Annotated in this window: 21 protein-coding genes; 9 read left to right on the forward strand and 12 right to left on the reverse strand. The window is 71.1% G+C overall.

Going from position 1 to position 21,945, the window contains the following annotated elements:
- Positions 1 to 87: 87 nt before the first annotated feature.
- Positions 88 to 1,008 carry a LysR family transcriptional regulator gene (locus HTV45_RS00300; RefSeq protein ID WP_308308916.1) on the forward strand — a complete coding sequence of 307 codons (921 nt, stop codon included), beginning with the start codon at positions 88 to 90 and terminating at the stop codon, positions 1,006 to 1,008.
- 126 nt (positions 1,009 to 1,134) lie between these two features.
- On the opposite strand, the gene HTV45_RS00305 is transcribed toward HTV45_RS00300, so the two are convergent.
- Positions 1,135 to 2,160, reverse strand: a complete 1,026-nt coding sequence (locus HTV45_RS00305) for an alcohol dehydrogenase catalytic domain-containing protein (protein ID WP_215203494.1) — start codon at positions 2,158 to 2,160, stop codon at positions 1,135 to 1,137.
- Positions 2,161 to 2,398: 238 nt separating this feature from the next.
- A complete protein-coding gene (locus tag HTV45_RS00310; protein ID WP_215203495.1) occupies positions 2,399 to 3,004 on the reverse strand; it encodes a GPP34 family phosphoprotein in 606 nt (201 codons plus the stop codon).
- 464 nt (positions 3,005 to 3,468) lie between these two features.
- On the opposite strand from HTV45_RS00310, the gene HTV45_RS00315 reads away from it, so the two are divergent.
- Positions 3,469 to 4,068, forward strand: a complete 600-nt coding sequence (locus HTV45_RS00315) for a lytic transglycosylase domain-containing protein (RefSeq protein ID WP_215203496.1) — start codon at positions 3,469 to 3,471, stop codon at positions 4,066 to 4,068.
- A gap of 256 nt (positions 4,069 to 4,324) precedes the next feature.
- Here HTV45_RS00315 and HTV45_RS00320 read toward each other — a convergent pair whose 3' ends face one another.
- The 3 genes from HTV45_RS00320 to HTV45_RS35135 all read right to left on the reverse strand — a co-directional run bounded on the left by HTV45_RS00320 (position 4,325) and on the right by HTV45_RS35135 (position 6,708).
- The gene (locus HTV45_RS00320; RefSeq protein WP_215203497.1) at positions 4,325 to 5,194 is read right to left on the reverse strand and encodes a GyrI-like domain-containing protein; all 870 of its coding nucleotides are present in this window, start codon (positions 5,192 to 5,194) and stop codon (positions 4,325 to 4,327) included.
- A gap of 707 nt (positions 5,195 to 5,901) precedes the next feature.
- Positions 5,902 to 6,480: a GNAT family N-acetyltransferase gene (locus HTV45_RS00325; protein WP_215203498.1), complete on the reverse strand. Its 579-nt coding sequence runs from the start codon at positions 6,478 to 6,480 to the stop codon at positions 5,902 to 5,904.
- Between the two features lie 93 nt (positions 6,481 to 6,573).
- Positions 6,574 to 6,708, reverse strand: coding sequence for a DUF6069 family protein (locus HTV45_RS35135; RefSeq protein WP_368860764.1), 135 nt, complete (start codon positions 6,706 to 6,708; stop codon positions 6,574 to 6,576).
- A 203-nt stretch (positions 6,709 to 6,911) separates the two neighbouring features.
- Here HTV45_RS35135 and HTV45_RS00330 point away from each other — a divergent pair, with 203 nt between their 5' ends.
- A complete protein-coding gene (locus HTV45_RS00330; RefSeq protein WP_215203499.1) occupies positions 6,912 to 7,394 on the forward strand; it encodes an Asp23/Gls24 family envelope stress response protein in 483 nt (160 codons plus the stop codon).
- A 247-nt stretch (positions 7,395 to 7,641) separates the two neighbouring features.
- Here the strand turns inward: HTV45_RS00330 and HTV45_RS00335 are convergent, their stop codons facing one another.
- The 4 genes from HTV45_RS00335 to HTV45_RS00350 form a co-directional block, all read right to left on the reverse strand.
- Positions 7,642 to 8,394, reverse strand: coding sequence for a bifunctional 2-polyprenyl-6-hydroxyphenol methylase/3-demethylubiquinol 3-O-methyltransferase UbiG (locus HTV45_RS00335; protein WP_215203500.1), 753 nt, complete (start codon positions 8,392 to 8,394; stop codon positions 7,642 to 7,644).
- A complete protein-coding gene (locus tag HTV45_RS00340; protein WP_215203501.1) occupies positions 8,391 to 9,404 on the reverse strand; it encodes an aminotransferase class I/II-fold pyridoxal phosphate-dependent enzyme in 1,014 nt (337 codons plus the stop codon). Before HTV45_RS00340 ends, HTV45_RS00335 begins: the two co-directional genes overlap by 4 nt.
- Positions 9,401 to 10,741 carry a radical SAM protein gene (locus HTV45_RS00345; RefSeq protein ID WP_251690855.1) on the reverse strand — a complete coding sequence of 447 codons (1,341 nt, stop codon included), beginning with the start codon at positions 10,739 to 10,741 and terminating at the stop codon, positions 9,401 to 9,403. The genes HTV45_RS00340 and HTV45_RS00345 overlap by 4 nt, the downstream gene beginning before the upstream one ends.
- Positions 10,742 to 10,931: 190 nt before the next feature.
- On the reverse strand, positions 10,932 to 12,758 hold the full coding sequence (locus tag HTV45_RS00350; protein ID WP_215203503.1) for a glycoside hydrolase family 3 protein: 1,827 nt from the start codon (positions 12,756 to 12,758) through the stop codon (positions 10,932 to 10,934).
- Between the two features lie 347 nt (positions 12,759 to 13,105).
- Between HTV45_RS00350 and HTV45_RS00355 the strand changes: the two genes are divergently transcribed.
- On the forward strand, positions 13,106 to 13,972 hold the full coding sequence (locus tag HTV45_RS00355; RefSeq protein ID WP_215203504.1) for a hypothetical protein: 867 nt from the start codon (positions 13,106 to 13,108) through the stop codon (positions 13,970 to 13,972).
- A gap of 115 nt (positions 13,973 to 14,087) precedes the next feature.
- On the forward strand, positions 14,088 to 15,632 hold the full coding sequence (locus tag HTV45_RS00360; protein WP_215203505.1) for a fused MFS/spermidine synthase: 1,545 nt from the start codon (positions 14,088 to 14,090) through the stop codon (positions 15,630 to 15,632).
- Positions 15,633 to 15,779: 147 nt separating this feature from the next.
- On the opposite strand, the gene HTV45_RS00365 is transcribed toward HTV45_RS00360, so the two are convergent.
- Positions 15,780 to 16,343: a dihydrofolate reductase family protein gene (locus HTV45_RS00365; RefSeq protein ID WP_215203506.1), complete on the reverse strand. Its 564-nt coding sequence runs from the start codon at positions 16,341 to 16,343 to the stop codon at positions 15,780 to 15,782.
- A gap of 292 nt (positions 16,344 to 16,635) precedes the next feature.
- Entirely contained in the window at positions 16,636 to 17,811 is a 1,176-nt protein-coding gene (locus tag HTV45_RS00370) for a PP2C family protein-serine/threonine phosphatase (protein ID WP_215203507.1), read from the reverse strand.
- A 511-nt stretch (positions 17,812 to 18,322) separates the two neighbouring features.
- Here HTV45_RS00370 and HTV45_RS00375 point away from each other — a divergent pair.
- The 4 genes from HTV45_RS00375 (at position 18,323) to HTV45_RS00390 (ending at position 21,338) form a co-directional block, all read left to right on the forward strand.
- Positions 18,323 to 18,955, forward strand: coding sequence for an ABC transporter ATP-binding protein (locus HTV45_RS00375; RefSeq protein WP_215203508.1), 633 nt, complete (start codon positions 18,323 to 18,325; stop codon positions 18,953 to 18,955).
- Positions 18,952 to 19,767 carry a hypothetical protein gene (locus HTV45_RS00380; protein ID WP_308308919.1) on the forward strand — a complete coding sequence of 272 codons (816 nt, stop codon included), beginning with the start codon at positions 18,952 to 18,954 and terminating at the stop codon, positions 19,765 to 19,767. Before HTV45_RS00375 ends, HTV45_RS00380 begins: the two co-directional genes overlap by 4 nt.
- A gap of 103 nt (positions 19,768 to 19,870) precedes the next feature.
- Positions 19,871 to 20,701 carry an ammonia-dependent NAD(+) synthetase gene (nadE, locus tag HTV45_RS00385; RefSeq protein ID WP_308308920.1) on the forward strand — a complete coding sequence of 277 codons (831 nt, stop codon included), beginning with the start codon at positions 19,871 to 19,873 and terminating at the stop codon, positions 20,699 to 20,701.
- Between the two features lie 130 nt (positions 20,702 to 20,831).
- Positions 20,832 to 21,338, forward strand: coding sequence for an N-acetyltransferase (locus HTV45_RS00390; RefSeq protein WP_215203509.1), 507 nt, complete (start codon positions 20,832 to 20,834; stop codon positions 21,336 to 21,338).
- 65 nt (positions 21,339 to 21,403) lie between these two features.
- Here the strand turns inward: HTV45_RS00390 and HTV45_RS00395 are convergent, their stop codons facing one another.
- Positions 21,404 to 21,877, reverse strand: a complete 474-nt coding sequence (locus HTV45_RS00395) for an SRPBCC family protein (RefSeq protein WP_215203510.1) — start codon at positions 21,875 to 21,877, stop codon at positions 21,404 to 21,406.
- Positions 21,878 to 21,945: the final 68 nt, after the last annotated feature.

Here is a 21,945-nt window from a genome sequence, read left to right on the forward strand (position 1 = left end):
GTATACGACCGTGAGCGGCAAGGTAGGCTTTCTGCCGTGGAAGGCCCTTGGCGCTCCGGCCGGCGACAGGACAGGAATCGTTCACTCGTGGACGACCTGCAGTTCTTCGACGTGGTCGCGTCGAGCGAGACCCTGACGGCCGCGTCGCGGGAACTCGGTTGCTCCCTGCCGGTCGTCAGTAAGCGCCTCAGCGCGCTCGAGCGCCGTCTCGACGTCCGGCTCGTGCAGCGCGGCGCCCGACGGCTGACCCTCACCTCCGAAGGCCGGCTCTACGCCGCGCGCGTACAGGCGATCCTCGATCAGGTGCACGAACTCGAGGACACCGTCACCGACGGTTCCGGCGGACTGCGCGGCCCCGTCGTCGTCGAGGCCACCCCCGGACTCGGCCGCGCCCACATAGCGCCGCTGCTGGGGACGTTCGCCGCGGCCCATCCGGGACTGCACGTCAGAATGCAGACATCCGCGCTCCCCCTGCGGCCGCACCGGCGGGAATTCGATGTCGCCGTCCATGTCGGCACCCCTCCCGATTCCTCTCTGCGCATGCGGCGGCTGGCCGGGAACCGGCGCCTGCCCTGCGCGGCACCGTCCTACCTCGCCGCACACACCACCCCGGCCAGCATCGAAGACCTGGCCGACCACAACTGCATCGTGCTGCGCGAGAAGGAGAGCGACTACGCCCTCTGGCGGTTCGGAGACACGGACCATCCCCGGCACGTACGGGTGCACGGCGCCTTGTCGAGCAACGACGGTGATGTGGTGACCGGTTGGGCGCTGGAAGGCCACGGCATCATCATGCGCTCGTACTGGCACGTCCGACCCCATCTCGAGCGTGGTGAACTCGTCCGGGTGCTGCCGCACGTGCCCACGCCGCCCGCGGACATCTACGCCCTGCTGGAGGACGGCAGGCATATCCCGCGGCGTGTCAGCGCGCTCATCGACCACCTCGCCGATCACCTGCCCGAGCGGCTGACGCCCGCGGCCGATTTCCGCCAGGCGTCCGGTAGTTGACGGCTCCACACCGGATCGGGCGGACAGGCCGGACAGGGGCCGGGGCGTCTCCGCACACCGCGCGTTGCCTGCCGGCCGGCACGACGTGTTCCTCAGCCGGGCCGTCCAGCGGTCCGCCGGGTCCGGTCAGCCTGTGGTGAGGACCATGCGGAAGCGTGCGGCGCCGGAGAGCATCTTCCGGTAGGCCGCGTCGGCCTCGCTCAGCGGAACGGCCTCCACGATCGGCCGGATGCCGTGCAGCACGCTGAACTCCATGGTCTCCCGCACGTCCTGCGCGGTACCGGACGGGTGGCCGCGCACTGTCCTGCCGCGGAGGATCAGCTGGAGAGGGCTGATGCCCATGGGGTCGGGCGACGCTCCGATGACCACCAACTCGCCCCTGTGCCTCAGGCCGTCGGCCGTGGCCGCGATCGCGTCGGCGTTGCCGGCGGTGGCGAGCACGACCCTGGCGCCTCCCAGGGACTGGAGGGATTCGGCGACCGGGGTACCGGACGTGCTGTCGATGTAGTGGTGGGCCCCCAGTTGCCTGGCGAAGTCGCTCTTGTCGGTTCCGCGAGCGATGGCCACCGTCTCGAAGCCCATGGCAGCCGCGCACTGCACACCCAGGTGGCCGAGGCCGCCGAGGCCGAGGACGGCCACCAGATCGCCAGGGAGGGCAGGGCTGCGGCGCAGACCGTTGTAGGTGGTGACGCCGGCGCAGGCCATCGGTCCCGCGTCGGCCGCCGACAGTGCGTCGGGGATCCGGGCCAGGGCGTCGGCCGGCGCGACCATGGTCTCGGCGAAACCGCCGTCGTAGGCCCAGCCGGGAATCTTGAGGTTGTCGCAGACGATGAAGTCACCCTGCCTGCACGGAACGCAGTGACGGCAACTGCCTCCGAACCAGCCGACTGTCACCCGGTCCCCCACGTTCCACCCGCCGCTGTCGGATCCCTCGCCGAGTTCGGCGATGCGTCCGGCGACCTCGTGTCCCGGAACCAGCGGGAACCGTATGCCGGGCACGCCGGCGCTCACGAACAGGTCGTCGCTGTGGCAGATGCCGCAGGCTTCGACGTCCAGCCGTACGTGACCGGGTCCTGGGCGGGGTGTGTCACGCTCAGCGAGTTCGAAGGGACCGTTCGCGGTGGCGACCTGGGCGACTCGATAGGTGTTCATGGGGGTCTCCGGGACCTGGTACGGCGGCGGGCCTCTGCATTGCACAGCTGCTGCCGTCCGGAAGGGCGGCCGAGTGAGGACGGGCTCTCATCGCCGGGCGGTCACCTCCTCCCGCGGTGCGACGCGGAAGCACATCCATCCCACCACTGCCCGGCGGGACCGGCAACAGGTGCTCGGGCGAGCCGCCCGTGAGCCGTCTCCGGCGTCGGCGTCGTTGCCCGGCCCACTGCTCCTCGCGTCACTCACCCCGCCAGATGTTGTCGAAGGCCGCCTGCTCGATGGAGCTGCGCTGCCGTGCGGCGGCCAGTTGAGTGACGGCGTCGTAGACGGTGCCCACCACGACCCCTTGGTCGTCGGTCAGGCCGGTGGGTGGGGTGTGGTCCGCGTGGTCGGTGACACCCACCGCGGCCGCCAGTCCGAGCAGGACGGGTTCGCCGGTGCTCCAGCGCTCGGCCGCCCTCCTCAGCGCCGGGGCGTCCGGCGACGCCGGGCGAGCCCTGCGGAACGGGAGACGGTGAGGGCGGGCGGGCGCCACCAGCCCCTCCGCTTCGAGCAGGGCCCTGTAGCGCGCGGCAAGGTCGCGTCCGCGGCGCCACAGCCACTCCTCCACGGTCTCGTACGGCGTCTGCCGCAGGAGCGCGGATGCGGCTTCCCGCAGCACGGGATCGTCGGGTTCCGGCGTCGCGCCGGGCACGAGCCGGTCACCCTCGAGGGTGACGGTCCGGGAGTCGATGAGGTCGATCAGTTCGGCTCCCGCCAGAGCGAGCGAGAGGTCCCCCTGCTCCACGGCGGGGTGGGTCTCCGGGCCGGCGGCGATGATCGTGAGGTCCCGGGCGGTGGTCATGGGCGACTCCAGATCTGGCAGGGCGATCGTGGCCGGGCGAGCCGGTCCGGCTCAGTGCGTCGGCCGCCGACCGGGCGGCGGAAGGGGCCGGGCACCCGGCCACTCCCCGACCACGATAGGCACGGGGAGTGGCCGAGCGCGCTGCGCGACGTGGGGTCCGGCACGGGTACCACATGGAAGCGGACCGCCGGCCACGGCGGAACGAGGCCGTGCGGGGTGCATCCGGCCCTGCCATGTCCGGTCTCGGCATCCCCCCGTCCCCGCTGCGGCGGAAGCCCGCCTCACGAACGACGAGCCCCTGCCGCCTTCCAGGAGTGAACCGTGGCATGCGGTCTGCGAACTCGACGCCCGGACCCTCGCCTTGACGGCGGACACCGAGTCGCCGGCCATCGTCGGCGGATTGGCGCGTGATCGCGGGGGCACGTGCACCCGGAGCGGGGAAGGACGGAGGAAAGGTGATCGGCATGGCCGAACAGTCGGTGCCGGGGGCGAAGCGGGAGACTCCCACAGGGGGCCGCGCGGACGCGCGGACGCCGCCGCTGCGTCCCGGCGAGTATGCGCCGGCCGACTACGCGGCCGTCGTGACGCGCACTGCCCGGGAGGCCGGAGTCTCCCCCCTGCTCGTGATGACCGTGCTCCACAACGAGGCGTACAAGCCGCACCATCCCCTGCTGGAGCGGCTGTGGCAGTGGTGGAAACCCGGGGCGTCCTTCGGCCTGGCCAACATGCACCGCGCGACGTTCGAGCGGGTCCGGCGGACGCACGGCCTGCCGGGGAGATGGCAGGACCTGCGCGACGACCCCGCCTTCGCCGTGCGCACGGCTGCCCTGCACCTGGCGGACCTCGACCGGAGCCTCCCCGAGCGGCACGTACGCCGGTACACCCGCGACGAACTCCTCGCCCTCGGTTACAACACGGGTGAGCGCAACATGCGCGCCTTCGCCCGGGGCGTCCCGCCGGGTCCGATGGCACGGTCCTACCTGCGCCGTTTCCGCGCCCACCGGGAATCAGCCGCCGAATCCCCGGCCGACGGCGGCGAGCCGCACGACGCGGTCACCGGCTAGCGCGTCCGCGCATCGGTGACGTCGCCGGTCAGCCCGGTTCGGTCGGGGCGAAGGAGAAGGCGCTCGGGCCGGTCACCGAGCCGGGGCCCGGCGTTGCACACCAGCGCGACAGGCTCCGCACCCGCGCGGCGATCGCCTCCGGGTGTGCGAGCCCGCCCAGTGGGTGCGTTGCCGGGTGCTGTGGTGCCACCGGCCGGCTCAGGACGGAGGCACCACAGCCCAGGCGTTCAAAACGGCGTGCGACCCCGCCGGCGCGTCACGCGGGTTCGACGGGAAGCCACAGCTCGCATGTGGCGGTGCTGAAGTCGTCCGCGCGCTCCAGGACGGCGACGACCGAAGGGCCCGGCCGCAGTCGCCACGGGTTGGAGGGGAACCACTCGGTCGCGGTCGCCGCCCAGGCGGTCTGCAGGGCCTGCGGATGCGGTCCGCTGGTACGGAAGACCGCCCACATTCCGGCCGGCACCTCGATGGCGTCGAGCCCGTCGGGGGCCGGTGTGTCCCGGCCGAGGGCGACTCCGTGCAGGTAGGTCAGTTCGCTGCCTTCCGTGGCGTCGGGATCGAGATCGTCGCTGACCTGCAGCAGCCCCTTCGGTTCGGTGTCGCTGAGGGCCTTCAGCCGCAGGTGTTCCTCCTGGGGCAGCGCGGCGATGTGCTGCTGGATGTGCGGATTGACGCCCTCGTGGATCAGCGGAACGCGGGCGGCGTGTCCGACCAGCCGGAATGCGGGGCGGTCGATGAGGCGGGTGTCCATGGGGAGAGTCCCTTCGACGGTCAGGCGAAACCTGAGCTGCGGTTGTGTGCGCAAGGGGCCTCCATCACGGCGGACGTCACCGGGGCCGGAGCCGTGGACGGCGCGGAACGCCCGCGCGAACGCCTCGCTCGAGCCGTATCCGTGCCGGACGGCGATGTCCAGCAGATCCCGCTCGCCCCGGACGACGTCGGCGGCGGCCACGGTCATGCGGCGCCGGCGCACGTACTCCGACAGCGGTATACCGGCCAATGACGAGAACATCCGTCGCAGGTGGTACCCGGTGGTGCCGAGTTTCCTGGCCAGCCCGTCGACATCGAGTTCCTCCGCGAGATACTCCTCGACGAGATCGACCAGCCGGTTGAGTGCCGAGATCATGAGGTCTCCCTTCTGGCTCCAACCCTGGCAGCAGGCACCCCAGCCGTACCCGATCGCTGCGAACCGATCCGATCATGCGCCCGGACCGGCGAGGGAGCGGCCCCCGCATACGACCGTCCACGGCTTGCTCACGGTCGATCCGGTCCGGGCCGTCAGGACTCGTGGAGTTCCTTTCACATCGCCGGCCCGGGCGCCGTCACGCGGAAGCCACCACCTCGCCTGCCATCACCCCCGCAGGGCCGGGAGGCAGTGACGCGAGGGCGTCGCGTACGGAGGTGGACCTGGCGCAGGAGCGGCACCGATCCCCCGTTCACGGGACGGGCGGCCTCGGCCGGATCGGTGACGCCTTCGTACGGCGGACTGCTGCGTACATCCTCATGCCCTTCACGCGTTTCGGTCTGGCCTTGCGCCGAGGCGTCGTACCCCTGCGGCAGCCGACCGGCTCGTGCGCTGCCCGGTGATCACCTGAAGGGCCGGCTCGGGTGGCCCGAACGGCGCCTCAGGGCCCGGACGCGAGGTCTTCGACAGGTAGCGGTCGACAAGGTCACGAACCGTCCCCGAACGCGGCGCCGTGCCGAGGATGCCGGCCCGCGAACGCGGTCCGGCGTCCCAGGGCGTCAGCGATGGCACTCACCTGCGCGGCCTGGGTCAGCGACTCGGGGCCGGTAAGGTCGCCGGTGAAGACACCGGGTGCCGGACGACGGGACTCAGCGGGTGGGAGCCGGATCGGCCGACGGCTGCCACTCCCGCCTGAGCAGCCCGTAGACCCACGAGTCGGAGACGTCGCCGTTGACCACGCAGTCCTCCCGCAACGTCCCCTCGCGCACGAAGCCGAGCTTCTCCAGCACACGGGCAGAAGCCGCGTTGCGCGTATCGGCCTCGGCCTGGACCCGATTCAGTTCCAGCGTGTCGAACGACCACCCCAGCAGAGCACGCGCGGCCTCGGTCGCGTAGCCCCGGCCCCACGCCGCATCGTCGTAGCAGTAGCCGAGCGACGCGCTGCGGAAGTCGGGATTCCAGTCGCACAGGGTGCACCAGCCGATGAAGGCCCCGTCGGAGACACGGTCCACGGCCAGTCGTACCCCGGTGCCCTCCTGTTCCATCTGCCGGCACGTAGCGATGAACTTCTCGGCGCGCGAGCGTTCGCTCCACGGTGGCGCGTCCCAGTAACGCAGGATGTGGCCGCTGCTCTGCAGTGCGAAGAGGTCGTCCGCATCCGCGCCGTTGAAGGAACGCAGTCGAAGACGAGCGGTGTGCAACGAGGGGGCAGTCAGCGATGCCCTCATGTTCCCTCCCTTGTCGTGGCCGACCAGTCACACATCCGATGAGGGGCGCTCGCAACGGGGTTTCTCGACGGGCCGGCCGACCCCCTTCGTCCTTCACACACCACCGGATACGGCTCCCGGCCCGAGGGATCCGCCGCCCAGCCCCGGGATCAGTACCGCAGCGACTGCCAGGTGCATCACAGCGAGGGAGAGCCGGGTGCCGGCGTCCAGACTCAGGAGACAGGCGATACCGGCGACTCGGGTGCCTCAGGTGACTATGCGGGCTGACCGGTCGGTGCGGGCGCACGAGGGCCGGTCCCTCTCCCGGAGTCGGGACAGCCCAGCCTCTACACATCCCTTACATCAGCATTAGTCCCCTTTGTCACCGGGAACTAGTGTGGAGTGGGAACACCACGCAGCGAACACGCACCGATGATCACGAGGTGACCGACATGACCGAGACCTCGAACCGTCCCTACTCGAAGCCGAAGTCTCACGGCGAGAAGGGGACGACACTCCAGGGAAGCAGGGGCCCGGACACCCCTCCGGGCAGGCGTGGGAACACCACCGTGGCCGACGCCGTCGTAGCGAAGATCGCCGGCATGGCCGCCCGGGAGATTCCAGAGATCCACAACCTCGGCGGCGGGACGGCCCGCGCGTTCGGCGCGATGCGTGAGCGCATGCCCGGCCAGAGCGGCAGTGTCACACAGGGTGTGAGTGTGGAGGTCGGGGAGCGCCAGGCGGCTGTCGAACTGCAGGTCGTGGTCGAATACGGCGCATCGATCACCGACACGGCGGGGGATGTGCGGGCCAACGTCATCGAAGCCGTGGAACGGATGACCGGGCTGGAGGTCGTCGAGGTGAACATCGCCGTGGACGACGTCCACCTGCCGGACGAGGAGGAGCCGCAGCAGGACGAGCGGCGGGTCGCCTGACCGTCGGATCCGCGCCGGCGTACGGCGGGTGGGCACGACACCCTCCGCCGGCCGGCGGTGGCCGCCCAGGGTGCGCTCCCGTCGGCCCGATCCGCACAGCGGCCGTTGCACGCGTTTCCCGGCCCGGCCGACCGAGTGGCCACCGTGTCGGGAAACGTCCTGGTCACCGTGGCCGACAACGGACGCACCGAAGTTCTCGGGGCGTCGCCGGCACCGGCGGCGGATCGCCGATCCGGCCGTCGGCCGTTCAGGGGCGGCAGAACAGGAGCTGCTTCGGCGAGGTGCTCGTGAACCGGGAGCGGTCGTAGTCCCCGTACCGCTGCGCGACGTCGAGACCGGCCAGCCGGCAGAGCGCCACCAACTCCTCGGGAAAGAAGCAGCGCATGCTGACCTTCTTGGTGCGTACGCACACGCCGTCGCGCAGGTAGTCCAGCGTGAAGCGCAGCACCTGTGCGGCGGCGTCGTAGCCGGTCGTCGCGCGTACGTCGAACCTCACCCCGTCCCGGTCCACGACCGACTTGTGGTGGTAGGGCGACTCCGGAAGCCTGCACAGCTTCGCCATGTCGGGGTTGAACACGTCCAGGATCAGGGTCCCGCCCGGCTCCAGCACCTTGCGCGCCGAGGCGAGGAACGCGACCACGGAATCCAGGTCGTGCAGGTGCTGCATGGCGTTGGTTGCCGAGAACACCAGGGCGAAGCGCCTGCCGGAGCGGATGTCCCGGCAGTCCTGTTCCAGCCATTCGACCGGCAGCCGCTCGTCCTCGGCCCGCCGGCGGGCGCGCGCGAGCATCGAGGGCGTGATGTCGAGCCCGGTGACGTCGACACCGGCCCGCGCGATCGGCAGGGTGATGCGCCCGGTTCCGCAGGCCACTTCCAGGACCGGCCCGCCCGCCCGGACCGCTTGGTCGAGGAAGAACGGGATGTCATGGGTACGCGCCGCGAACTCCTGATCGTAGAAGTCCGCGTCGTCGTACACGGCCAGGTCCTCCAGCGGCTTCACCGCGTCACCGCCGGAGTCGAGCCGAACGCGTCGGCAAGACTGGTCAGGACGGAGCCGGACCAACGGCTCTCCCCGAACACGCTGACCGGCATGGCGAGCACTCCGTACTCACGCCGGAGCGTCTTCGCCGGGATACCGACCGGGAAGAAGTAGTTGCCCGGACAGGTCCGGCTCGCCTCGGGAATCTCCCCGAGCACCTCGTCGGGCAACGCCTCGAACAACCGCTCAGCTCGGGCGGCCAGTTCGTCGGCGATCTGCCGGGGCACGTCGCTGTGCTCGGTGAGCAGCCGGCCGGCGAGCCCGAGTTCGGCCTGCGCCGGCGCATCCGCCCGGAACGCCGCCGCCCATCCGGCGTGCTCCGGACCCAGCAGGACCACCCCGAACGTGCGCGGCCACAGCCATCCCTTGGTGACCGAATGCAGCAGGACCACACGACCGGTGTCCAGCAGTCGCCGTGTTCCGGCGGCGAACGGGGCTCCCAGGTCGTAGACACTGTCGATCAGCAGGCGGCGGCGTGGTGATTCCCGCACCCACGCGATCACCGCGTCGCACTCGGCGTCCGACAGGTACCGGCCGAGCGGCTTGCTGGGGTTGGCGAGCAACAGGTATTCGGGTCGGTCGTCCGCCGGCGACTCCGGCAGGGCCGGCGCCGGCAGCGTGGGGTAGGACGCGGGCGCCAGTCCCGCGGCGCGGGCCAGTTCGAAGTAGACCGGGTACACGTCGCTGGGCAGCCACAGCTGCGCCCGCGCGGCGCTCAGCCCGTGGAAGACCACACCGAGCCCGTGCCGGACCCCTCGACCGACCATGGCGCGGCCGGACCACTCCTCCGGGAGCGCGAAACGCCGCAGCCAGGCACGGGCGAGATCGCACCGGTGCACCGTACTCATGTCAGTCGGCGGTTCGGGTCGCATCGGGGCGAGCGCCCGGTACACATTGGTCTCGGCGGCATCCAGAATCGATCCGGCACCGAGCCGGCGCTGCCGGAATTGCTGGAACTCGTGATGCCTCATGCCGTGGCGCCTTCCGGCACGATCTCGCTGGCCGTGTCCTCCAGGGAGGCGTAGCAGCGTCCGTCGGCCATGACGTTCCAGCTGCGGGCGATCCCGTTGGTGCGTTCCCAGAGGAGGCTGGGTTCGGTGTACGCCGCGATCCGCATCGGCCGGCCGTCCCAGCCGCCCTGGTAGACCGGCGCGCCCCAGGGCAGGCGGCTCGCCAGTGCGAAGCCGTGCTGCTCGGCGAACCGGGTGACGACGGACAGCGACACCTGGTGCTCTCGGCTCCAGAGGTTGGCAGTGCGGTCGAAGTAGAGCGACTCGGTGCTGGTGGAGACGTAGAGCTCCTTGAAGCAGACTTCCTCGACGCCGAGAGCAGCGGCCCACGAGAGGTAGTCGGCGACGCCGGCCTCGTCGGCCACGCCGCCGTGCTGGAGCACGCAGATCAGCCTCGTCCGAAGCCCCGGCCAGCGGTCGTGGCCCTTGCGCCAGGTGTCGATCACGGAGCTCACCGGCGTGCTCAGCATCATCAGGCGGTCACTGACGGCGTCGTCGTGATGGTGGCGGGAGACGGCCAGCACGCTCAGGCCCGCGGCGCTCAGGGCGGCCAGCCGGCCGGCCCGGTCAGCGTGCCGGCCTTTCGCCAGGGTGTGCGCGTTGGTGATCAGGACTACCTTCGGGAAGGCCTCCGAACAGGCCGACACCAGCCGCAGCTGCTGTTCGAACGGTATGAGCGTGGGCTCCCCGCCGCCGGTGATCACCGCGCGCTCGGCACCCGCCGCACGGGCCCGCTCCAGCCAGTGGCCGACCATGTCCCACGGAACCCGTGCAGGTGTCTGGTCGCTGGAGATCGAAGCCGAGGAGAAGCAGAACGAACACCGGGCCTGACAGGCGGCGGCGACCGGCAGAACCGACACCGAGCGCGGTCGCAGGTCCGGGTAGCGGCGCCGCGCCGATCCGTGCAGGTTCAGGGAAGCCGCCATCGCGTCCTCGACGGTTGTCGGGCGCAGAGTGAACTCGTCGCCCGCGGTGTCGCACTCGTGGATGGCCGACAACCGGATGCGAGGCTCGTGCAGCTCCATGCCGAGGCCGGTCGACACGTTGGGGACGAGCGTGCCGGGATCCACCGCGGTTTCCAGCACCAGCAGCCGGTCGCCCGGAATGGCCAGGCGGTCCAGCAGACGTCGCGCCTTACGGATGCCGATTCCCAGCTCCGCTCGGGTCAGCAGGTGGAACCGGTCGGGGTGGGTGCTCTCCGGAATCCCCTCCTTACCGTAGGTGAACGCGTACTTGTCGAAGCCTCTCGCGAAGTTCGACAGCACGATGACGTGGAAGCGCTGGTCACTGTGATGCATCCCGTCATCATGCATGAGGGGACCCCGGAGGATATATGCCGAAGTGCGTACGGAACTCGGCGTCCCGGTTCCGATCCGCCGGCAGTGACACGCCCCGCCCTGTCGCGGTCCGCGGCAGGGCGGCCGGTGAGGCGGAGACCGCGGACCTCGGCCCGGTGTGGCCGAGGTCCGGGCGCCGGGGGCGCGGGAGTCAGTCGTCGTACGACAGGCCGTGCCCGGAGCGGAAGAGGGTCCTGGCCGGGTCGTCGGCCCGCGGGACGGGTACGGGCAGTCTGCCGCGCGGGTCGACCCGGCCGGCGATCACCCGGGCGGCGGCGCGCAGTTCGACCTCGGTCCAGCAGTAGGAGGCCAGGGAGGCCGGGACGCCGCCGAGGTGGGCGATGTCGTAGGGGTTGCGCACCGCGAGGTGGACGACGGGAACGCCGGTCGCGAGCAGCCGGGAGACCAGGGTGCGTTGAGCGCTGGTGGCGTCGACGTTCTCGGTGGTGACCACCACCGCGTCCCGCCCCCGTGCCGCGGCCACGGCCTCGTCGATCTTCGCCGCGTCGGGTGCCCGGCCGGTGGCGAGGTGGGTGGCGCGGTAGCCCAGTTCGCCGAAGGCGCGGGCCAGCTCGGGCACCGTGGTGCGGGTGTCGTCGGTCGGGAAGGCGGGGCTGGCGCCGACCACGAGCAGCTTCCTCTGTCCGCGGCGCAGCGGGAGCGTCCTCTTCCTGTTGGCCAGCAGGGTGGTGGTGCGCTCGGCGATCCGGGCGGCGGCGCGCCGGTGACCGCGGGAGCCGACGACCCGGTCCACCTCCCGCGGAGAGACGTAGGGACTGCCGCTCAGCAGACCGGCCTTCTCCTTGACCCTCAGAACGCGCAGGACCGACGCGTCGAGCCGGTCCTCCCTGATCTCTCCGCTGCGGACGGCGGCCAGGACGCCGTGGTAGGCGACGCCGATGTCCGGCGGGAACAGCAGTTGGTCGGCGCCGGCCTTGAGGGCGAGGACGGGGACGCGGTCGTCGCCGTACTTGGTGCGCACGCCGGCCATGTTGAGGGCGTCGGTGACGATCACGCCGTCGAAGCCGAGTTCGTCACGCAGTACGCCCTGGAGGATGGTGGGCGACAGGGTGGCCGGTTCGTTGCTGGGGTCGAGCGCGGGGACCTGCAGGTGCGCGGTCATGATCGAGTCGACACCGGCGGCGATGGCGGCCCTGAAGGGCGGGGCGTCGATGCGGTCCCACTCCTCGCGGGTGTGGGTGATCACGGGCAGTCCGGTGTGGCTGTCCTGCGCGGTGTCCCCGTGTCCGGGGAAGTGCTTGGCGCAGGCCACGACGCCGGCCTGCTGATAACCGGTCACCTGGGCCGCCACCATGCCGCTGACCTCACGGGCGTCGGCGCCGAAGGAGCGGATGTTGATGATCGGGTTGGCCGGATTGACGTTGACGTCGGCGACCGGGGCGAAGTTCTGGTGGATGCCCAGGGCGGCCAGTTCGGTGCCCGATATGCGGCCGGCGGTGCGCGCGTCGGAAAGTGAGCGGCCCGCGCCGAGCGCCATCGCGCCCGGCAGCTGGGTGACGCCGCTGCCGATACGGACGTTGACCCCGTGCTCCTGGTCGATGGAGATCAGGGACGGGATGGGGGTGGGCAGGGCGAGCGAGGCCCTCTGCACACCGTTCGTCAGATCCGCCACCTGACGGGGGTCATGGATGTTGTTGGTCCAGCCGTGGAAGTAGATGACACCGCCGAGGTGGTACTTGGCGATGAGTTCGGCCACGGTGCGTACGCCGAGTTCCCTGAGGTTGCGGTCCTGGTCGAACTGGCTGGGAGAAGTCGCCGACGAGCCGTAGAAGTACGGCACGAACAGCTGGCCGATCTTCGCCTCGATGCTCATCCTTGAGATGATTCTCCTGAGGCGTCCATCGCGCCGGTGCACCCTCGCGGGGGTGGCCGCCGCATCCACAGCGCCTGTTGCGCTCGCGGCGACCACGGTCGCGGAGGCGAGAACGGTTCGTCTGGACAGACTCCGGTCCTGCATGCGGACATGCCCCTTCCAGCCTTGCAAGTCAAGGGAGTTGAAGGAAACGTCGAGGACTTCCGAACTGCCGGAAACGTAGCCCGCGGAGCCGGGGCAGAGCAATAGGTCTAGACAAAATGAGGGGTGCTCTCAGCCGCTGCCGGGGCACCAGGCGGACATCCCTCGCCCGTGCCCACCGCTCATCACTCCTCCGCGAGCCGCAGTGGGGCCGGCGTTCCGGCCGGGCCCTCGGCGGAGAGACGTACGTCCGGCTTCTGCGGGCGGGCTGGGCAGGGACTCAAGGCCGCGCGCCGACCCGGTCGGCCACTGTGGTTTGCTGCACCATGAGATTTTGGTGGCTCCGTGCCGTGATACCCCTGGCACTGATGGGCGGACTCTTCTGGCCCACAGTGCTGGCCTACACCTTCCTGGCCGGAGAGCGGGCCACCGCTCAGGTCGCCGAGTGCCATCACGGGGGCGGCCGCAGCCCGCTCAAGTGCTCGGGGACATGGCGGACCGCCGACGGCGACACCGGTTCCGGCGGCATCTACGGCCTCCGCCGCAGCGACGCGGGACACGCCGTCGAGGTGCGCGTCGGCCCGCTGGGTCCGTACCGTCCCGGCCTCGGGGCTGCCGCTGTGCCCGTTTCCCTGTCGCTGTTCTGGCTGGCCTCGTTCGGTGTCCTGACCGTACAGCAGGTCCGGGTAGGAAGACGCGCCCGCCGGCTCCTCGCGGAGCCCGGCGCCCCCGGGGATCTGCTGATCGTCACGGGCAAGGGCGCGCGCACGCTGGAGGGCCGGCGCTGCGCGTCGGTGGTCACGCTCCCCTGGCCCGCGCCCGCCACGCCCGGGGTGAAGACGGCGTACTGGGAGGTCCGCGACCCCGCAGGACAGCCCATGTTCCGGGTCGAGCAGCGCCGCGCCGGGAAATCCGCGCCGGAGCTCGTGGTCCGGGACCCCTCCGGTATGTCCGGGCACATCATCCGCAGCACCGGCGCGGACTCGCCCGGCGCCTGCACTGTGCTTGCTTTCGACGGGACACCGGTGGGCTCCATCCAGCCTTTCGCCGGTATCAAGTGGGGTGCCTTCGAGTTCAGGGACGACCGGGGCGTGCTACGGGCCCGGAGCGTCAGCCGCCTGCCTGAATGGGTGCTGCGCCTGGAACCCGGTACCTCGCCGGCCATCTCCCGGCTCGTCCTCGCCTTCGTCATCGGGCAGCGCCGCCGGCACAAGTGAGGGGTCGGTACCAGCGAACTCACGGTGACTTCTGGGTACATGACGCGACGTCACTCCGCGCGTGCCCGGCCCCACCGCGAACTGCGAGGCGGATGCTCCCGTCCGGTATGGGAGGATGACGCCCGTGACCGGACCGTCTTCCCCGTCTGTCGCCGAGGGCGTGCCCCGTGGCCACGGCCTGGGTTCCCGTGCCGCCGCCCTGCTCGTGTTCGGGTCCTCGGCCGCGGTCCTGGTGGTCGAGATCGTCGCTCTGCGGCTGCTGGCTCCGTATCTCGGCCTCACCCTCGAGACCAGCACCATGGTGATCAGTATCGCGCTCACGGCGATCGCCCTCGGTTCCTGGCTGGGCGGTCGCGTCGCGGACCAGGTCGATCCGTCCCGGCTGCTGGGTCCCTCCCTGGGGCTGTCGGGAGCGGTCGTCGCGCTGACCCCCGCCGTGCTCCGCACCACCGCGGAGTGGGCGCCGGCCATGCTCCTGCTGATCGCGGCGTCGACGATCCTGGTGCCGGGCGCGCTGCTGTCCGCGGTGACACCGATCGTGACCAAGCTGCGTCTCACCAGCCTCGCCGAGACGGGAACGGTCGTCGGCAGACTGTCCGGCGTCGGCACCGTCGGAGCCATCTTCGGCACCGTCTTCACGGGTTTCGTCCTCGTGTCACGGCTGTCGGTCAGCAGCATCCTGATCGGTCTGGGCACGCTGCTGGTGGCAGGTTCGGCGCTGGTGGAGTGGCGTACGCGTGGGTGGAGCGGCACCCCCGCCCTGGCACTGGTGGTGGTTGCCGGCGGCCTCGCCACCACCGTCGCGCCCGGTGGCTGCGACACGGAGACCAGGTACCACTGCGCGCGGGTCGTCGCCGACCCCGGCCGGGACGGCGGCCGCACCCTGGTGCTGGACGGGGTGCGGCATTCCTACGTCGACACCGACGATCCGACCCATCTGGAGTTCACGTACGTGCGCGTCCTCGCGTCGGTGGTGGACGCCGTCTTCCCCGAGGGCGAACCACTCGCCGCCCACCACCTCGGCGGCGGCGGGCTCACCTTCCCCCGCTATCTCGCGGCCACCCGGCCCGGGACGCGCAGCCTGGTGTCGGAGATCGACAGCGGGGTCGTGCGTCTCGATCTCGGCACACTCGGCCCGGGGGCGCCTTCCGGTATAGACGTACGTGCCGAGGACGGCAGGCTGGGCCTGCGGCGACTGGACACCGGCAGCCGTGATCTCGTCGTCGGCGACGCGTTCGGGGGCGTCAGCGTTCCCTGGCATCTCACGACGGTGGAAGCGCTGACCGATGTACGGCGGGTACTCGACAAGGAGGGCCTGTACGTCGCCAACCTCATCGATCACGGAGATCTGGCCTTCGCGCGTGCCGAAGCGGCCACGCTCGGGGAGGTCTTCGACCACGTCGTCGTCCTCGGCGAACCGGTCGATCTCGGTCTCGAGCGGACAGCGGCCCCCGACGGGGGCAACCTGGTGGTGGTCGCCTCCGACCGGACGGTCGACCTTCGCGCCGTCCAGGAAGCGCTGGATGCCCGGCAGACCGGCTGGAAGGTCGCCACCGGAGACGACCTCACGTCCTGGATCGGCGACGCCCCGCTGCTCACCGACGACTACGCGCCCGTCGACCAACTCCTCGAGCCCCACAGCCGGCGGAGCGGACGGTGACGGGACACGTGTCCGGTCCCCGCCGGCCGGCGCGCGCCTGAGCGAGGTGCCCCTGGCTGCGCCCCGGTGGGTGCGCCGTCCGGTGCGGCCCCGGTCCCTCGCACCTGCCTGTCCCGTGCGTCGATCCGGCCTCACAGGGCGGTACGCCTAGCGCACCACGCGGTAGTGGAGGTGGACGACCCCTGATCCGAAGGTGCGGGTCCCGGCGAGTTCGAGATTCTCGCGGCGCTCGCCACGGGGGAAGAACGGGATGCCGCCGCCGACCAGCACCGGGTGGACGACGGCCCGGTACTCGTCGATCAGACCCGAAGCAGCCGCCTGGGCGGCGAGGGTGGCGCCGCCGATCGCGATCTCGCCCTCGCCCGGCTCGGTCCGCAACCGCTCGATCTCCTCCGCCAGTCCGCCCGTGGCCAGGCGGGCACGGCCCTGCACCGCAGACAGCGTGCTGGAGAACACCACCTTGGGCAGCGGATTCCACAGCGCCGCCCACTCGCGTTCCGCGTCGTCGAGCGACGCCTCCCGGTCCGCGGTCTCCCAGTACAGCATCGTCTCGTACAGCCGTCGCCCCAGCAGGTGGACGCCGACCTGCCTGATCTCGTCGATCCAGAAGCGGAAGACATCCGGGTCGGGCGCCGTCCAGTCGAAGCCGCCGTCCGGTCCGACGATGTAGCCGTCGAGCGACATACCCATCGAGTAGGTCACCTTGCGCATCGGAAGCCCTCCTCAAAGCCAGACTCCGACCATACGGCCGCGGCCGCTCAGGAGTCACACGGCGAGCGGTGGGTGCATCAGGGGTGGCTGCCGGGAACGGCACTCCACGCGAAGGCGTTCATCTCACGGGTCCGTGCTCCGGGGCCGTCGGAGTACCGGTGGCCGGAGACGCTGTTGCTGCGGTGGTCCCTCCGCCCGTCACCGGGCGGTCCGCCGCGCGAGGGCCGGTTGTCGCGGCCGGACGACTCGGTGTCCGGAACCTGCCCGGGCAGCGGCTGTCATGGTCGCGCGGTCACGGCTCCGCCGGTCTGCGCCGTCTTCCGTGCCAGTCCAGGATCAGGACCGTGGCGTCGTCCCTGAGGTGGCCGTGGCAGGCATCCAGCACCGCGGTGGTCAGCCGTCCGACAGCCTCCCTCGGATGCAGCGCGCGGGTGTCGTGGACGAGCCCGGCCAGGTCGACGGCGGCGGCACCGCGCTCCTGCATTCCGTCGGTGAGCAGCACCAGCCGGTCCCCGGGCCGCAGTCGCAGTTCCTGGAGCCGGTAGGGAGTCGGCGCCAACACGCCGAAGGGCAGGTTGACGGCGAGTTCGACCTCTTCGACGCTGCCGTCGCGCATGCGCAGGGGCCGGGGATGGCCAGCGTTGACCAGTTCACAGACGCCGGTTGCCAGATCGACGCAGAGCAGCTGTCCGGTGGCGAGGCCCCGGCTGTGGCGCAGCAGGGCCTGATGGGCGCGGTTCGCCTGCGCGAGGGCGTTGCAGCCGCTGCGGCGGGACTGCCTCAGTGCGCCGACCAGCAGGGTGGCCAGCAGGGCAGAATCGGTGTCGTGCCCCATGGCGTCGGTGACGGACAGGTGCAGGGTGTCGCGGTCGAGGGTGTAGTCGTAGGTGTCGCCGCCGATGTCGTCGGCCGGTACCAGCCCGGCGGCGAGGGTGAACTGCTCCGCCTCGCAGCAGGGGGCCGAGGGAAGCAGCTGGTGCTGGATCTCCGCGGCCAGGCTGGTCTCGGTGGTGCGCCGGCCCAGGTGGTAGAGGTCGGTGAAGCGGCGGTCCGTGACGATGATGTAGGCCAGCGCACGTGCCGCGTCGCGGACCTGCCGCAGCACCGTGTCGTCGGCGGACTGCAGGGTCACCTCCAGCACGCCGACGCAATCGCCCCGGTTGGAGACCGGCGTGATGACACGCCGTCCTCCCTCGCCGTCCGGTTCCACATGCTGGCGCTGGCTGCGCAGGACGCGGTCGTAGGTGCTGCCCTGCAGGTCGATCGGCTCGTCGCACTCCGCCGCGCCACCGCCGGCCGCGGTGAGCCGTACCAGCCGCCGGCCGACGAGGTCGGCGAACAGGAACGACACGTCCTGCGCGCCGAACCGCTTCCGCAGATCGTGCGCCACTACGTCGACGGACTCGCCGGGCGGCGCCGTCTCCGCCGCGGCGAGCAGCTTGCCCAGTTCCACGTCTCCACCCTCCACAACACCCTCCTGTCGGCTGGGCATCTTTTTCCCCGAGATGGAGCGGCATCACCCACCGTGTGCGCATTACCTGGTCAGAGCGGTGGAAAGGCCACCGTGCGGGGGCGCGGTCAGGCTCTGGCGTCGACGAGGGCCACGCGCGGATGCCGTGGGAGCCCCACGACTGCCTGCCGGCCCGGCAGATGCCGGGACACGGAGCGGAAGCGCGCTCGCGCGAGTGGGCCGACGGCACCGCGGGGCAGAGAACCAGGGCGAACGAACCGGGGCGGCGAACGGTACGAGGGCCCTCGGAGTCGGCCTGCCCGCTCTCCACCGCGGTCCCCTCCCCTCCGCCGGAAGGGTGCCTGACGTGTCTCGACGGGCCTGCGCGTCGTTGGCTGATCGAAACCCGTACCTATCACCGCCTTCAAGGAGCCCTGGTGGCCAGAACGAGCCCGCTGTCCGCAGAACCGGGCCGGGGCGCGGCGCCCCTCCGGGGCCGGGGCGCGGCCTCGGCCGCGCGGGGCCGGACATGAGGCAGCGGCCGGCGGTGGTGCTGCGGGTCACCGCGGTCCGCAAGAGTTTCGGGTCCCGGCAGGTCCTGCGCGGGGTCGGCTTCGAGGCGCGGGCGGGACAACTGGTGGGCATCGTCGGCGAGAACGGCGCCGGGAAGACCACCCTGCTGCGCATCCTCAGCGGTGACCTGCGCCCGGACGACGGACACGTCGAACTGATGGGCACCCGGGGCTACTGCCCGCAGCGCCCCGTCCTGGACGAGGAACTGACCGTGCGCCAGCATCTGCGCCTCTTCCAGGTCGCCTACCGTCTGCCGGATCCGGGCCGCGCGCTCCGGCTCATCGACTCCCTCTCCGCGGGCGGTTATCTGGACACACCGGTGAGAGCCCTCAGCGGCGGCACCTCGCAGAAACTGAATCTGGTGCTCGCCCTCATGCACGACCCGGACGTCGTCCTGCTCGACGAGCCGTACCAGGGTTTCGACTGGGAGACCTACCTGCGGTTCTGGGATCTGGCCGGGGTCCTGAAGGACCACGGCCGCACCGTGATCATCGTCTCCCACCTGGCCCACGACACCGGACGCCTGGACGTCCTGCACCGGCTGCGCGACGGTCTCCTCTCCCCCTCACCCCCGCCGGACACCACGTGAACGCCTATCTGGTCGCCTGCCGCTTCGCGCTGCTGGCCATGGCCAGGAACCGGCTGGCCGCCGTACTGCTGATCGTCTTCATCCCGATGTGGATCACCGTCGCGAAGACCCTCACCACGCCGAAGACGTTTCCCTTCCGGCTGCGCGCCACCGGAACCTGGCTGCGCGCCGGCGGCGACGAGATCACGATGATCAGCGGGTCCCTGAACGCCGTGTCCCTCCTCGTCGGGTTCCTGATGTTCAGCGCCGCACGCCGCACCAAGGCCTTCGACCGCCGCCTCACGGCGGCCGGCTATCCCCGGACCGCCCTCGTCGGGGCGAAGCTGACCACGCTGGCCGTTGCGGCGGTGCTGGTCAGCTCCTACGCCACCGCCTGGATGCTGCTGTTCTGGACCCCGCTGCAGCCCTTCCTTCTCGGCCTCGCGGTCCTGGCGGTCTGTCTGGTCTACGGCGCCATGGGCATGTGTCTGGCCCTGTTCCTGCGCGGCGAGGTCGAGGGCCTGGTCACGATCATCATGACCAGCATCATCGACCTCGCGCCGCAGAATCCCGTCGCCAGCACCACCGCCGACAAGGCCCTGGTCGAGCTGCTTCCGAGCTACGGCTCCCTGCAGACCAGCCTCGCCGCGGGCTTCACCCGGAACGCCACGCTGAGCCCTCTGCTCCACAGCACGGCCTGGCTGACCGCCATGACGGCCACCGCTCTCGCCGCCTTCGCCCTGCGCACCCGCGTCCGTCCCACGCTGCCCGCGGCACACCGGTGGCGGCTCGCTCGCCGATGGGCTCGGCCGAGCCGTCGGGGCCGGGGGTGACGAGCGTCGTCCTTCCCGCGGGGATTCACCGATTCGCGGGGCGGCTCCCGGGTAGCCGTGCTCCGACAGCAGCATCGTCAGACGAGGCAAGGGAGCAGCAGCCGTGAGCGAGCCGGCGTCCATCGCCCTGCAGCAGGAGATCGCCCGGCAACTGGGCGTCGACAAGGTTTTCGATGCCGAGCAGGAGACCGAGCGTCGGGTGGCCTTCCTCACCGAACGGCTCACGTCCACCGGTCTGCGCGCCCTGGTGCTCGGCATCAGTGGCGGCGTCGACTCCACCGTCGCGGGCCGGTTGTGCCAGCTCGCGGTGGAGCGGTCGCGGGCTGCCGGACACGAGGCGCGGTTCCATGCCATGCGTCTGCCGTACGGGGTCCAGGCCGACGAACACGACGCCCAGCTCGCGCTCTCCTTCATCCGGCCCGACCACGTGCTGACCGTGGACATCAAGCCCGCCTGCGACGCCGCGCTCGACGCCGCGCTCGCGGCCGGGGTTGGCTTCCGCGACGTCCGCCACCAGGATTTCGTGCACGGGAACATCAAGGCGCGCCAGCGCATGATCGCCCAGTACGCGGTGGCCGGCGCGTACGACGGGCTGGTCGTCGGCACCGACCAGGCCGCCGAGGCGGTCACCGGCTTCTTCACCAAGTTCGGTGACGGCGCCGCCGATCTGGTCCCGCTGGCCGGTCTGACCAAACGGCGGGTGCGCGCCCTCGCGGAGGCCCTGGGCGCCCCCAGCGGCCTGGTACGGAAGACTCCCACCGCCGACCTGGAGAGCCTGGACGCGGGGAAGAGCGACGAGGAGGCACTCGGCATCACCTACGACGCCATCGACGACTTCCTCGAGGGCAAGACCGTGGACCAGCGGGACTTCGACACCCTCGTTCACCGCTATCGCCTGACCGACCACAAGCGCCGACTCCCCAGCGGTCCCTGAGACCCGGGCCGGGGCACGAGGGCGGACGGCCGGCCGGAAGTACGGATCCGCAGCGAGCCCGTGGCGCGGTCCGACAGCGCCCCGCATATTGCTTTGCACGGTCCTCTCCCGGCGTGGTTGGCTCGCGAACATGACCTGGCTGCCCGTTGAGTTCGTCCATCCTCCGCACGTCGTGATACCGGACGGCGGGGGACACCGGCTGCGCCCCATCAGCGGCATGGACGCCCCCTTGGACTATCCGGCCGTGATGGGTTCGCGGGAGCGGCTGTGGTCGGTCTTCGGACCCGCGTGGGGCTGGCCGTCGGCCACGATGTCGTACGAGGCGAACCTCGCCGATCTGGAGCGGCACGCCGCGGAGATCGAGGCTCACGAGTCGTTCAACTACACGATCGAGAGCGAGGACCGCACCGCGCTGCGCGGTTGTGTCTACATCGATCCTCCGGAGAAGCCCGGAGCCGACGCCGAGATCTCGTGGTGGGTGGTGGACGAGGAGGTGGGCGGTGCGCTGGAACGGGCGCTGGACGTGTTCGTACCGGCCTGGATCGCCGCGGACTGGCCCTTCGAACGGCCGCGTTTCATCGGCCGGGACCTGTCCTGGGAGGAGTGGCTGAAGCTTCCGGACGCTTCGTCAGGATGACCACGCTCGTCCGGCCGCCCGGTCGGCTCGGCGTGACGGGGCGGCCGGACGGGCGTGGCGAGCTGTCAGTGGCCGGTGGCCGGGTTCTCCGGCCGGATACGTCCCCGCCAGCCACCGGTGGTGCCGCCGCTCTCCACGTACTCCTTGAAACGGCCCAGGTCACCCTTGACCCGCCGACCGATCAGGCCGAGGGCGTCGGCACCCTTCTCGGCGACGCCGGTCGGCTCGACCTCCATGGTGAGTTCCACGCGGGTGCGCGTGTCGTCCAGTGGCTCGAACCGGACCGAGCCGCGCTGCCGTGTGTCGCCGCTGACGGTACGCCAGGTGACCCGGTCGTCCACGAGCTGGTCGACGATCTCCGTGTCGAACTCGCGCCGCACGCCGCCGATGCTGGTGGTCCAGTGGTTGTGCCGCTCGTCGAGCTGCCTGACCTCGTCGACGCCCTCCATGAAGCGGGGGAAGTCCTCGAACTGCGTCCACTGGTCGTACGCCCTGCGGAGCGGGACGTCCACGTCGACGGTGTCCTTGACGGTGCTCATCGATCCCTCCTGGTCCGTTCCTGACAGGGCCGGTCACGGGGAAGGTGCCGGGCCCTGTGCCTGTCCAG

The organism is Streptomyces sp. CHD11, assembly GCF_018638295.1.
Classification (GTDB): Bacteria; Actinomycetota; Actinomycetes; order Streptomycetales; family Streptomycetaceae; genus Streptomyces.